Source organism: Paenibacillus curdlanolyticus YK9, from assembly GCF_000179615.1.
GTDB classification, from domain to species: Bacteria; Bacillota; Bacilli; order Paenibacillales; family Paenibacillaceae; genus Paenibacillus_T; species Paenibacillus_T curdlanolyticus.
The window spans coordinates 162,789-174,970 of sequence record NZ_AEDD01000001.1 but is presented as its reverse complement, the minus strand read 5'-3'; the positions used below and the strand labels follow the sequence as shown (position 1 = coordinate 174,970).

Here is a 12,182-nt window from a genome sequence, read left to right as displayed (position 1 = left end):
CTCTTAGATCAATTTATATGGATTAATAAACTTAATCCCCACGCTACCGCACCCGCTGCGACAGAGGCCAGCATATTTACTCGATCATTGTTCATCCACGCCCATCCGCGAACTGGCGCTGTAGCTTGTCCGCAGTGACTCATCCGCTCCGTCTCGCTGCCGCACACGCTGCACCGAAACATCGCTTGAATCGTCGCGCCCAAGTAAGAATCGATAAATGCTCCAGCAACACCCGCCAGCGTGCCGATTCCAGCAAGCAGCCCGAAGGAAACTGCATAGCCGCCAGCCTGCTGATAACCCGGCACGGCAGCCAAGCATGCCGCTGTCAGTCCGATGACAAACGCTCCGGCTGCAGCCGCACCGCTCCCCAGCATCGTGACGCCTCCGCTCGTTCCAGTCGCGACACGCTTGCCCGTCAAGATGGAGCGCGGCCTTTGGCGGCTTAATGCACCGACCTCCGTCGCCCAGGTATCGGCGTTAACAGCTGCCATGACGCCGACGAAAGCAGCCAGCCAATAGGGACTCGGCCACGCTGCATGTACGATGCACAACAGGAGGCCAACGCCGCCGTTTGCCCATACCTGCCCTGCGTCGCGCGCGCCCTTCTTCTCATAATTCTGCTCAGCTGCCTGTTTGCTCCGATGATGTTTCTTCCATCGGGATAGCATCGATGACGTCACGAAGAACATCAGCAAGGTAGCGAACCAAAGTACGCCTCCGAACGTTGTGTAACAAGCCCCCATTACAGCAGCCGCAGCAGCTCCTGACCGTGTTAAGGCTCGCTTTCGAATTGCCATTCGCCCTACGTATGCCCCGCCGGCAACACCTACGACTGCCCGGGGGATTAACCCCTCATGGCCTCCCCATATCCAGCTCGTATCGTGTACCCAACTCTGCCAATCCAATAAGTTCATTGTATTATAGCTCTCCTGACGTGCCTTCCCGCCACTTGTCGGGGTAATTCGTGCAAATCATGACATCGGGGTCAAGCGCTGCATATTTTTTGATCGTTTTCGCATCGTTTAACGTCCACAGCATCGTCTGAATTTTGGCGGCCTTAAGCGCCTTAATGCGCTTAGGCGTTGCATGCGGGTAACCAAGCGAGAGGAAGCTCGCTTTCATCTGCCGCAGCTCATCGATCAGCGTTTCGCGCCATCCATCGATAATTAAGCCAGTGACAACTTCATCGTTCAGCTTGCGAACCTCTCGCAAGGAAGGGATATGGAATGAGGTCAGGACGGTATCATGCTGGAGGCTGTATTTATACAGCAGCTGGAGAACCTTATCCGCCAAGCCTGCATATCGTCCATCCGTCTTCAGCTCGACATTAAGCCGGCAGCGTCCGCATGTGATGGCGAGCACCTGCTCCAAGGTTGGCACCGGCTCTCCTTGGAACTCCTCGCCGTACCAGCTGCCTGCATCCAGCTGCTGCAGCTGTGCGGCTGTATGCGCCCGCACCTCGCCCCAGCCGTTCGTCGTTCGGCCGAGCGTATAGTCGTGAATAACGACCGGAATGCCGTCCTTGGACAGCTGAACATCGATTTCGATCCAAAACAAATCGTGCTCCGCCATCGCCAATCGTATCGCAGCGAGCGTATTTTCCGGCGCTTTGCCCGACCAGCCACGATGCGCTACACAAGGGTTCCGCACGGCTTCACTCTCCCAACCGTTATTTTGAAATAATATGGCCTTCTGCATCGACCTTCGCGCCTAACGAGATTCGGGTCAGGTAGCTGATAATTTCCTTCGCCTTATCGGGATCAGCTGGCGCTGGCCGGGATTGCTTCGCCACCATCGGGTGAATCGTCAGCTTGCAATCGCCCGATTTGGAACAAGCCGCTTCCAGTACGCCAGTATCCTTCGTACGCGGGGTTGCCGTTTCATTGAAAACGAAATTGCCGAGACTGTACGCAATCCACTTGCCTTTGTACTGCTCGAAGCCTTGCAGCACGTGAGGATGGCTGCCGATGACGAGGTCCGCGCCTGCATCGATATATTGCCGCGCCAACGTTGTCTGATGTTCGACCGGCTGCTCCGCGCGCTCTACGCCCCAATGGACCATAATGACAACGAGATCTGCCTGCTCCTTCGCCTTCTTGATTGCCGCAACCGCACGCGTCGAATCGTACGTCTCTGCCACGCCCGGATGATCCTTATCCGCTTTCCAGTTGGTCTCGGGCACTACACGGCTTAGTCCGATGTAGGCGACCTTCACGCCACTCGCTTCCAGAATCGTTGGCGCGAATGCTTCGGCATCGTTGTTCCCGCCGCCCATGTGCGGCAATCCAGCCTTATCCAGATGCTTGATCGTGTCCAGCAAGCCTTGCGCGCCTTGATCTAATGTATGATTATTCGCTAGCGATACGACATCAAAACCGGAATCCGTCAGCGACTTCAATAAATCCGGCGCGCCTTTGAATACGTACTGCTTATTTTGTGCGGGGACGCCGCGCGTCGTAATTGGGCCCTCCAAGTTTCCGGCTGTCAGGTCCGCTCCCGTTAACAAATTCAACGCGCCAGAGAACGGATAGTCGAAGCCTTGGCTTCGCATCGTCGATTCGACGGAGGAGCCTAACAATATATCGCCGACAAATGCCAGATTAACCGATGACGATGCCTGCTGCGAATCATCCGTTGCCGCACCCTGCTCGCCTTCATTCGCCGCAGGCGGCTGGTTGCTTGCATCGTCCGGTTTAGATGAATCTGTCGAAGGAGACTCTGTGTCGCCGGGTTTCGCGTCATCTGTTGTATCCGGAGGTTTTACCGAATTATCCTTTGCAGAATGCTGTCCGCTATCAGATATATCGGGCGCAGCCTTCGGTTTATCTACTTGTTCAGGCTCGCTTGGGGCATTGTTTGTGTCCGAATTCCCGTGCTCCGCCTTGCTAGTTAATCCGCCGTCCGATTGCTTGGAGGAAAAAATCGTTGACCAGAACACGGCAACCAGTATCAGTATGATGGCGAGCATAGTGAAATTAATGACGACCAGCCGGCGCACTCGCCTCCGTCGCCGTTTCTTGTTCTGCTGCTGCGAATCCGAACGCGATACGTACATGACCAACCTCCGATAAGGGCTATTAGGACAAATTTATAAAAAAAAGGTATAACGGGACTTCACCCATTATACCAGCATTACGACCGTCCATGTCACGCACTTTTGGCGTTTACGGACGGGCTATTCGATTAGGCAAAGCGTTTATCGCGCAAGCTTGCCTGCAGCTTCCGCCACTGCATCCGCAAGCGTCTCCATGTAACGAGGATCGCTATTGAGCATCGCAATCCGCTCCAGCGACATTTCGAGCTCTTGCGTGAACGCCTTCGCTTCGATATCCAGATCGTACAGCACCTCAAGATGGTCCGACACGAAACCGATCGGCGCAACGAGCGCCGCTTCATATCCTTCCTCACGGAGCGTTTTCAGCGTCTCCAGGACATCTGGCCCGAGCCACGGCTCGCGCGTTCGGCCTGCGCTCTGCCAAGTAAACTGCCAATCCGTCACGCCAGCCGCTTCGGCAACGGCAGCAGACGTTTCCAGCAGCTGGCGTTCATAAGGATCGTTCATCTCGCGAATTTTCTCCGGCAAGCTGTGCGCGCTGAACAGCACTTTGGTCCGATTGTTGAACGATGCCCCTCGCTCCTGCGCAGCCGTATCTGCCAAACGCTTCAAACCGTCCTGCACCCGCTCAGTCAGCGCAGCGATCAGCTGCGGATGCAAGTGATACGATTCCACGCAAACCATCGTAATCCCAAGCTCTGCGGCTTTCTCCTGCGCCCGCTTGTTATAGCCGCCGACGCTCATGATGGAATAATGCGGCGCCAAGACGATGCCGACCGCATGCTTGATGCCGTCCGCTGCCATTTGGGCAACCCCATCTTCAATATAGGGCTTTGCGTGCTTGAGCCCTTGGTAACAAACGTATCGACCCGGCGCTGCCTGCTCCAGCTTGTCCTGCAGCGAAGCTACCTGCTGGTCCGTATTGGCCCGCAGCGGGAACACGCCGCCTACGATGGCCTCATAGCGTCCGCGCAGCTCGTCCAGCTGCTCCGCCGTTGGCGGATGGCCGCGACGAATATGCGTGTAGTACGCTTCCACATCATCCATGCTTTGCGGCGTGCCGTAAGACATAACCAGTACGCCAATTCGCGAATTAGACATGCGAGCTCTCTCCTTCCCGCGTGCGCGCAGCGATTGCTTTCGACGAGTAATCGTGAGCATAATCGGTCAACGCCTTCAGCTTTTCAAGCGAAGCTTCAGGGAACAGGCCATGTCCCAGATTGAACACAAAGCCAGGCTGCTCCAAGCCTTGATCAATAATCGTCTTCGCATGCGCTTCGATAACCGATTGCGGAGCCGTCAGCACGACGGGATCCAGATTGCCTTGCACGGCGAATTTGCCGCCCAAGCGGCGACGCCCTTCCGGAATCGATACGCGCCAATCCAATCCGATCGCATCAGCTTGGAGGCTATGCAGCTCCGTCAGAAGCTCGCCAGACGCAACGCCTGGGAAATAGATTTTCGGCTGCGGCAGATCGGAAAGCTCGGAGAAAATCCGCTCAATCGTCGGCAGCACGAACGTGCGGAAATCATGCGGCGCAAGCGCTCCGACCCAGCTGTCGAACAGCTGGAACGCTTTGCCGCCTGCGGCCATATGCGCACGCAAATAGGCGATTACCATGTCGCCGAGCTTATGCATCAATCGATGCCATACGTCAGGCTCGCTGTACATGAGCGCCTTGGTGCGAAGATAGTTTCTGGAAGGACGACCTTCGATGATGTAGCTGGCGATCGTAAACGGCGCGCCTGCAAACGTGATCAGCGGAACATCCAGTTCCCGGTCGAGAATGCGGATCGTCTCGATGACATGCCCCAAATCCCCTTCGACATCAATCGGCTTAAGGCGGTCGACATCCGCTGCCGAACGGATTGGGTTCGCGATGACAGGTCCAACGTTCGCAACAATATCAAAGTCGATGCCGATAGAGGCAACCGGATTCATAATATCAGAATACAAAATAGCAGCATCCACGCCCAGCTTGCGCACTGGCATCATCGTCACCTCAGCTGCGAGCTCAGGCTGGCTGCATATTTCTAATAACGAATATTTCTCTTTAATTTTCCGATATTCGGGGTCGTAACGTCCAGCCTGCCGCATGTACCATACCGGCACTTGATCGACGGCCTCCTGCCGGATGGCCCGAATAAATCGGTCGTTGTAGCTCATTCCCGTTCCCCATTTCTGCAAATTTCCCTTCGTTTCCATTATGCCCGTTTCGAGAGAAGCTAACAACCTGCTCGTCTCTTCATCGTTGACAATAGTATGACAAAATGCTCATCTGATGCTCATATTCGGCTATTAAGGATAAACGGCTGCCTCCCACGTTATGCTATACTAGTCGAACAGTGTTTGAGGCAGGAGGCGCATCCTATGGAGCAATGGAAAAAAAATCTGGCCGTGTTATGGATCGGCCAGTTCATGGTTATGGCGGGAATGACGATGATTATCCCCTTCCTCAGCCTCTACTTGCAGAGCGACCTCGGCGTGCACGGCGAGCATAATGTGGCGATGTGGTCCGGCGTTATATTTGCTGCTAACTTTATTACGTCGTTCGTCTTCCAACCGTTCTGGGGCAAGCTTTCCGACCGGGTTGGACGCAAGCCAATGCTGCTCCGCTCCGGCTTCGGCATGGCCGTCGTTATGGTGCTCATGGGGTTCGCGACAGGGCCGTGGCAGCTGCTGCTGCTGCGAATGGTGAACGGCACGATCTCCGGATTTAATCCCGCGTCCGTCTCGCTAGTGTCCACGACGACGCCAAAGAACCGGATTGGCTTCGCGATGGGCACGCTCCAATCCGGCGCCATTGCCGGGACGATTCTCGGACCTTTCATAGGCGGACTGCTCGCCGATGTCGTCGGCTTCCGCCCGATCTTTTATATTACGGGTTCCCTGCTGTTTCTCGCTTCGCTGCTGTCCATGTTCGTTGTCAAAGAGAACTTCAACCGAGAGGCGGCGGCAGCCAAGGAGCAAATGTCCGTTACCGAAGGGCTGCGCCGGCTAAGCCGCGTCCCTCAAATTCCGGCGCTATACGCCGTGACGTTTCTCATTCAATTCGCGATGATGAGCCCGATGACGCTCATTCCGCTTTATGTGCAGAAGCTGCACGGCACAACCGAAAACTTAGCCTTCTACGCCGGCTTCGTCGGGTCGGTAACCGGCTTGTCCAACATGATCTCGTCTCCCTTGCTGGGCAGGTTGAGCGATCGGGTCGGCGGCGAGAAAATACTCGGCTTTGCACTCATCGGCGCCGCCCTCATGTTCATTCCCCAAGCTTTCGTGCATTCCGTGTGGCAGCTGCTGTTATCCCGCTTCGCGCTCGGCATTTTTCTAGGCGGCCTCGTCCCTTCCGTCAACGCGCTGCTTCGCAAATACGCGCCGGAAGGCATGGCCACGCGCGCCTTCAGCTTCAACAGCAGCACGCTTGGCCTCGGGAATATGGTCGGACCGATTACCGGCGGCGTTCTGTCTGGCTGGACAGGCATCGAGGGGCTGTTCCTTATTTCCTCCGTGTTCATGTTCGCGAATGCGTTCTGGGTATACCGAACGCTGCTGCGTCGGAAAGAGCCGCGGGCTGCTGCTTAGGAACGTAAAAAAAGGACATGCAAACGCTGATTCAGCGCTGCGTGTCCTTTTTAGCTTGCATGCTCGTTGTTTAACTGCGGTTTAACATTTATTTGACGACCGCTAACGCCAAGCCGTCATACGACGGCAGCATCGCGCCTAACAGCCGCTCATCGCGCGCAATCGCTTCGTTAAACGCTCGAATCGCAAGCACCGATGGGCCCGTACGCGTCATATCGACCGTTTTGCCCCGAAGCAGCGTATTATCCGCAGCAATGACCGCTCCCGGTCTTGCGAGCTTGATCGCCCATTCGAGATAGGCAGGGTATCCGCCTTTATCCGCGTCGATGAAGAAGAAATCGAATTTCCTGCCTTCTTCTGCAAGCTGCTCCAGCGACTTCATCGCATCCCCGATGCGGTATTCGACGACATCACCGAATCCCGCCGCCTCCATATTGCTCTTCGCGACTGCTGCGAATTCCGGCTTGAGCTCCAGCGATACGAGCGAGCCGCCATCGCGAATGCCGCGTGCCAGGCAAATGCCGCTGTAGCCGCCGAGCGCCCCGATTTCAAGCGCATCCTGCACGCCCGATGCGCGTACCAGCAGCGTCAGCAATCGGCCGTAGCCGGGCTCCACCGAGATGTCCGGCATGTCATTGGCAGCCAGCTGCTCCCTTACCTTCGCCCACTGCTCATCCTCTTCGAATAAGCCGTCCACATAACGTTCCGCGCTCTGGATACCGTCCTTTTCCTCATCCTTGTTTTCATTCATCTGCAATTCCTCCAACTCATGTTTGTACAAGTTTGCTCTTTTATCCTATACTTGATTGTATGATTTTGACCGGTGGCGCACAACTATACGATTGCAGCCGCCGCCATGATACGAAACGGGGATGACTATGACAGAGCGCAAATTGCAATTAATCGCTACCGCTCCAATGGGGCTCGAGGCGATCGTCGCGCGCGAGCTCAAGGAGCTTGGCTACACCGATATGACCGTGGAAAACGGTCGAGTAACGTTCACGGGCGGGCCTGAGGATATTTGCCGCACCAACCTTTGGCTGCGCACCTCCGACCGCGTACTGATCAAAATGGGCGAATTCGAGGCCACCACCTTCGACGAGCTGTTCGAAGGCACGAAGGCGCTCGATTGGCCGGACTGGATTCCGAACAACGGCGAGTTCCCAGTTGAAGGACGCTCCCACAAGTCGCAGCTGTCGAGCGTGCCGGCTTGCCAGAAGATCGTGAAGAAAGCGGTCGTCGAAAAAATGAAGGAGCGCTACGGCACCGAATGGTTCCCGGAGGACGGCGCACGCTTCGTTATCGAAGTGATCATGCTCAATGACCGCGCGCTGCTGACGCTGGACACGACAGGGCCGGGCCTGCACAAGCGGGGCTACCGCCGCCTCGTCACCGAAGCGCCGCTGAAGGAAACGATGGCAGCAGCCATCCTCCAGCTCAGCCGCTGGGCGCCGCACCGCCCGCTGTATGATCCATTCTGCGGCTCGGGCACGTTCCTCGTCGAAGCCGCGATGATCGGCTGGAACATTGCGCCTGGGCTTCGCCGCTCGTTCAACAGCGAGCATTGGCCGCTCGTGACAGAGGAGATGTGGTCGCGTGCGCGCGAAGAAGCGTTCGACGCCGTTCGCGATGATGTGCCGCTCGACATCGCAGGCTCCGACATCGATCCGAATGCGATCGAGGTTGCCGAGGCCGCGGTGAAAAAAGCCGGCTTCGCCAAAGAGATCAAGCTGCGTAATCTGTCCGTTGCCAAAGCGCAGCCGCAAGGCTCCTATGGCGTCATCGTGACGAATCCGCCGTACGGCGAACGGTTAGCCGATCAGAAGGAGGCGGAAAAGCTGATTCGCCAGCTCGGCTTCTCCTACCTGATGCTGCAGAACTGGTCGCTGTTCGCGATCAGCCCGGAAAAGCAGTTCGAGCATCATTTTACACGGAATGCCGATAAGAAACGCAAGCTGTTCAACGGACGAATCGAATGTCAGTTGTACCAGTACTTAGGTCCGCTTCCACCGCGCAACAACCAATAAAGCTGTAGCTTGAGGCGTCCTCCAACGAGGGCGCCCTTTTCATGTTTGCGCTTCACTCGAGCAGGGAATGTTTGGAATCTATTAAATGTAATGCTATATTGATTATGAACATACGGTAAATGCTAGAATGTGTAAGCCTTGACATTTCATTTTTTCGGGGGTACGTATCGTGGATTTTGTCGCAATAGATTTCGAGACTGCCAATTCAAATCGTTCAAGCGCCTGCTCCGTCGGGCTTGTTTTCGAGGACAAAAAATCGATATTACTAAAAATGAAAGCATGGACAAGCTGTTGTTCGAGGTGGAGTGGGATCTTCTTAATCCGGATATTGACCTGGATGCATCTGCCTTTTTACTAAACGCACATGGCGTATGCGAGAAAGATGAGGATTGCATTTTTTATGGAAACCCTGATCATCGCAATGGCTCTGTCGCTTACCAAAAAGTCCATTCGAACAAAGCACAGTTCATTGTCGCGTTCGATCGATTAGCCTTGCAAGTGCAAAAAATAGCCGTTTCCCTCACGATTTACGAAGGCGAAGAGCAATCTCACTCCTTCAGTCAAGTCGCCGAGATCCGCATCCGTTTATTGAACCATCGAACAGGCAAGGAGCTTGCAACCTTCCGCTTTGGGGAGGACTTGACCGAGGAAACAGCCATCGTCATTGGCGAGCTTTATGTTTATAAAGGAGAGTGGAAGTTTAATCCGATTGGGAGCGGATTTTTTGGCGGACTGCGAGCGTTATGCCTAAATTTTGGCTTAGAGGTTGAGCAGACGCTTCCAGAGGTAGCAGCTGACGCGCAAGCCATTTTGCCCAAAGATCTTTACGACCTTTATGAAACTTTTCAAATCGGGCATAACGTGGAACGCGTGCGGCGCAGCATCGGCATGACCCAAAAGCAGTTGGCTGAAAAAATCGGCTATAAAAGCGCCTCCCCGATATCACGACTGGAGCGAGGCGAATTAGACCGCTTCAGCCATTCGCAGCTTCTTCTGCTCGCCGAAGCGCTTAACGTCACCTCGCGGCAGCTCTTGAGCAGATAGACGCGCATTTGTAAAGCAGCAAAGGGTTCACTATAAGCCAACGTTTCCCATAACCTTGCATTACATTTCTACTAGACTATAATGGAATATGGCTTATTAACTATCGGTAAAGAAAGAAGGCTACTTTTCACTATGGATAGACCGTTGCAAAGTACGGCGCGGCGCGGGCTTCAAGGTTCCTTGCAGTTTGTCGTACGCATCCTTGCCGCAGATCTGTTGTGCTTTTTCCTGCTTATGATGTTCAAGCTCGTCTTATTCGATCGTTACATTCATGTGCCGAATATGGCGATGAGCGTCGACGACGTCTTCGTTGCGATCGGCTCGCTGGCACTCGCCTCCTTCTGGACGATTCTGCTGCCGAAGCGCGGACGGACAATTGCGCTTGTTGTTCTTAACTTGATCCTGACCTTTGTTGTATTCGCAGACTTAATCTACTTCCGTTACTTCCAAGATTTAATTTCCGTCCCGGTATTAACGCAAGCCGGACAAGTCGAGTCACTCGGTGACAGCATCGATTCGCTTCTGAGCTGGAAAGACCTATGGCTGTTCGTCGATTGGCCATTCGTCATTATTTTGTCGATTCTCGGCCTTCGCCGCAAGCCTGTCCAGCATAGCGGACTTAGCTTCCGCCGCTCGCCCAGGCTTCGCCGCGTGCTGTTTCGCATCTCCTTCGCGCTCATCGTGTTCGCAACGGGCTTGACGCTCGTCTTCGTACCGGTGAACATTGCGAAGAAAACATGGGCACAGGGCCTATTCGTAGGCAACTGGTGGAATCTGTCGATCTATAACGTAACAGGCGTGCTTGGCTTCCACGGCTACGACGTTTACCGTTACGCGAACCAGCATTGGATTCATAAAGCTGTCGCAACGGATGATCAGGTCAATGAGGCCGAGCAATGGTTCAAGGAGCGCGGCGACGTTCGCCGTACGCTGGAATCCGATTCGACCTTCGGCGAGTATAAGGGCAGCAATGTCATTATGGTTCAGGCGGAAGCCTATATGAACTATGTGATTGGCCAATCGATCGGCGGGCAAGAAATTACGCCGAATTTGAACGCTCTGATCAAGGAAAGCGCCTATTTCGACCGCTTCTACCATCAGACGTCACAAGGTCGGACATCGGACGCCGACTTCGCCGTTCAATGTTCCGTGCAGCCTCAGCCTAGCGGCTCGGTCTTTATTCAATATGCGCAAAATGATTTTGACTGCCTGCCCGCTACGTTGAAAGCGAACAATTATTCCACATCCGTGTTCCACGCCTACGACGGCGGCTTCTGGAACCGGAATACGATGTATTCGCGGATGAAATACGATACGTTCTACAGCCGGACGCATTTCACGACCGAGGAGCCGCTTGGCTGGTCGATCGGCGACAATTCGTTCTTCCGTCAATCGGCAGACGTCATGAGCGAGCAAAAGCAGCCCTTCTATTCGTTCCTCATCACGCTGTCGAGCCATCATCCGTACGCCTTGCCGGCCAGCTATCAGAAGCTTGATGTCGGCTCGTTCAAAGGCACGATGTTCGGCGACTACTTGCAGGCCGTGCATTATGTCGACGAATCGCTTGGCAACTTCGTTGCGAAGCTGAAGCAAGAAGGACTTTGGGACCGGTCGATCTTCCTGTTCTACGGCGACCACGACAATTCGATCCGGGACTGGGCGCCTTTCGAACAGCTGCTGGGCAAGCCGCTCAACGAGATTCAGCGGCAGCAAATTTTGCGTCAAGTGCCGTTCATCGTCCACTTGCCTGACGGCAAGCATGCAGGCACCTACCATAACGTAGGCGGTCAGCTCGATGTATCGCCAACGATCCTGCATCTGCTGGGCATTTCGACAGCTGGCGAGCGCAAGGTCGGTACGCCGCTTATTTTGGACAAGCCGCTTGAGGGCAAGAAGGTCGTCTTCCGCAGCGGCGCCTTCACGGACGGCAATGTGTTCTACATGCCATCCTCCGATGGCATCGTCGCCAATGGCGTTTGCTACGACGCCAACACGGGCGAAACGACAGACAAAGCTGGCTGCACCGCAGGCGCGCAAGCTGCACGCGATGAGCTGCGCGTCTCCGACGAAACCGTCCAGTATAACATCATCGGCATACTGAACAAGCGTCAGGCTGAAGCGGCGGGCGCTTCAGCGGGGAAATAGCGAGCCTCCGCAAGAGGAGCTGCACTGCAGGCTAATCGCAGCGCAGCGTGCCCAGTCGCTGGCATTGTTACTGATACCGCAGCCGCCTTGACGATATCAATATACTTTATGCGCTTAAAGCCATTGCAGATCATACTGCAATGGCTTTTTTCTGCTCGCTTTGGAGCAATTCGCGCAGCGCAGGCACCATTCTAGCGGACCATGGTGACGCTATTTGCCGCTTCTGTGGCATTTTGATATTGTAACGGACCCAGCCAGCCGTTATTTCGCAGTTTAACAGCTAATTTGAGGCCAAATACGCGAAATAGCGTCATTTGAGGTCCGTTAC

Annotated in this window: 10 protein-coding genes; 4 read left to right on the top strand and 6 right to left on the bottom strand. The window is 54.9% G+C overall.

Features of this window, described 5'->3' with window-relative positions; translation table 11 throughout:
- Positions 1-8: 8 nt before the first annotated feature.
- From PAECUDRAFT_RS00745 to hemE, 5 genes are all read right to left on the bottom strand, one after another.
- Positions 9-914 (bottom strand): DUF92 domain-containing protein, encoded by a 906-nt coding sequence (locus PAECUDRAFT_RS00745; RefSeq protein ID WP_006036169.1) that lies wholly within the window; start codon positions 912-914, stop codon positions 9-11.
- A gap of 4 nt (positions 915-918) precedes the next feature.
- Positions 919-1,650, bottom strand: a complete 732-nt coding sequence (locus PAECUDRAFT_RS00740; RefSeq protein ID WP_006036168.1) for a glycerophosphodiester phosphodiesterase — start codon at positions 1,648-1,650, stop codon at positions 919-921.
- A 19-nt stretch (positions 1,651-1,669) separates the two neighbouring features.
- Positions 1,670-3,055: a CapA family protein gene (locus tag PAECUDRAFT_RS00735; protein WP_006036167.1), complete on the bottom strand. Its 1,386-nt coding sequence runs from the start codon at positions 3,053-3,055 to the stop codon at positions 1,670-1,672.
- Between the two features lie 141 nt (positions 3,056-3,196).
- A complete protein-coding gene (gene hemH, locus PAECUDRAFT_RS00730) occupies positions 3,197-4,156 on the bottom strand; it encodes a ferrochelatase (protein WP_006036166.1) in 960 nt (319 codons plus the stop codon).
- A complete protein-coding gene (gene hemE / locus PAECUDRAFT_RS00725) occupies positions 4,149-5,222 on the bottom strand; it encodes a uroporphyrinogen decarboxylase (RefSeq protein ID WP_040711205.1) in 1,074 nt (357 codons plus the stop codon). The genes hemH and hemE overlap by 8 nt, the downstream gene beginning before the upstream one ends.
- Before the next feature lie 204 nt (positions 5,223-5,426).
- Between hemE and PAECUDRAFT_RS00720 the strand changes: the two genes are divergently transcribed.
- Positions 5,427-6,638, top strand: a complete 1,212-nt coding sequence (locus tag PAECUDRAFT_RS00720; RefSeq protein WP_006036164.1) for an MFS transporter — start codon at positions 5,427-5,429, stop codon at positions 6,636-6,638.
- An 88-nt stretch (positions 6,639-6,726) separates the two neighbouring features.
- Here PAECUDRAFT_RS00720 and PAECUDRAFT_RS00715 read toward each other — a convergent pair whose 3' ends face one another.
- On the bottom strand, positions 6,727-7,389 hold the full coding sequence (locus PAECUDRAFT_RS00715) for an O-methyltransferase (RefSeq protein WP_006036163.1): 663 nt from the start codon (positions 7,387-7,389) through the stop codon (positions 6,727-6,729).
- A gap of 127 nt (positions 7,390-7,516) precedes the next feature.
- Here PAECUDRAFT_RS00715 and PAECUDRAFT_RS00710 point away from each other — a divergent pair, with 127 nt between their 5' ends.
- The 3 genes from PAECUDRAFT_RS00710 (at position 7,517) to PAECUDRAFT_RS00700 (ending at position 11,854) form a co-directional block, all read left to right on the top strand.
- The gene (locus PAECUDRAFT_RS00710) at positions 7,517-8,665 is read left to right on the top strand and encodes a THUMP domain-containing class I SAM-dependent RNA methyltransferase (RefSeq protein WP_006036162.1); all 1,149 of its coding nucleotides are present in this window, start codon (positions 7,517-7,519) and stop codon (positions 8,663-8,665) included.
- A gap of 279 nt (positions 8,666-8,944) precedes the next feature.
- The gene (locus tag PAECUDRAFT_RS24380; RefSeq protein ID WP_050794240.1) at positions 8,945-9,709 is read left to right on the top strand and encodes a TerD family protein; all 765 of its coding nucleotides are present in this window, start codon (positions 8,945-8,947) and stop codon (positions 9,707-9,709) included.
- Between the two features lie 132 nt (positions 9,710-9,841).
- Complete coding sequence (locus PAECUDRAFT_RS00700; protein ID WP_006036160.1) at positions 9,842-11,854, top strand: LTA synthase family protein; 2,013 nt, start codon at positions 9,842-9,844, stop codon at positions 11,852-11,854.
- Positions 11,855-12,182 lie beyond the last annotated feature (328 nt).

What these genes read in the sequence shown, in the direction of transcription:
- PAECUDRAFT_RS00745 (WP_006036169.1), bottom strand. Translation starts at nt 914, where the DNA reads ATGAACTTATTGGATTGGCAGAGTTGGGTACACGATACGAGCTGGATA.
- PAECUDRAFT_RS00735 (WP_006036167.1), bottom strand. Translation starts at nt 3,055, where the DNA reads ATGTACGTATCGCGTTCGGATTCGCAGCAGCAGAACAAGAAACGGCGA.
- hemH (WP_006036166.1), bottom strand. Translation starts at nt 4,156, where the DNA reads ATGTCTAATTCGCGAATTGGCGTACTGGTTATGTCTTACGGCACGCCG.
- hemE (WP_040711205.1), bottom strand. Translation starts at nt 5,222, where the DNA reads ATGAGCTACAACGACCGATTTATTCGGGCCATCCGGCAGGAGGCCGTC.
- PAECUDRAFT_RS00720 (WP_006036164.1), top strand. Translation starts at nt 5,427, where the DNA reads ATGGAGCAATGGAAAAAAAATCTGGCCGTGTTATGGATCGGCCAGTTC.
- PAECUDRAFT_RS00715 (WP_006036163.1), bottom strand. Translation starts at nt 7,389, where the DNA reads ATGAATGAAAACAAGGATGAGGAAAAGGACGGTATCCAGAGCGCGGAA.
- PAECUDRAFT_RS00710 (WP_006036162.1), top strand. Translation starts at nt 7,517, where the DNA reads ATGACAGAGCGCAAATTGCAATTAATCGCTACCGCTCCAATGGGGCTC.
- PAECUDRAFT_RS24380 (WP_050794240.1), top strand. Translation starts at nt 8,945, where the DNA reads ATGGACAAGCTGTTGTTCGAGGTGGAGTGGGATCTTCTTAATCCGGAT.
- PAECUDRAFT_RS00700 (WP_006036160.1), top strand. Translation starts at nt 9,842, where the DNA reads ATGGATAGACCGTTGCAAAGTACGGCGCGGCGCGGGCTTCAAGGTTCC.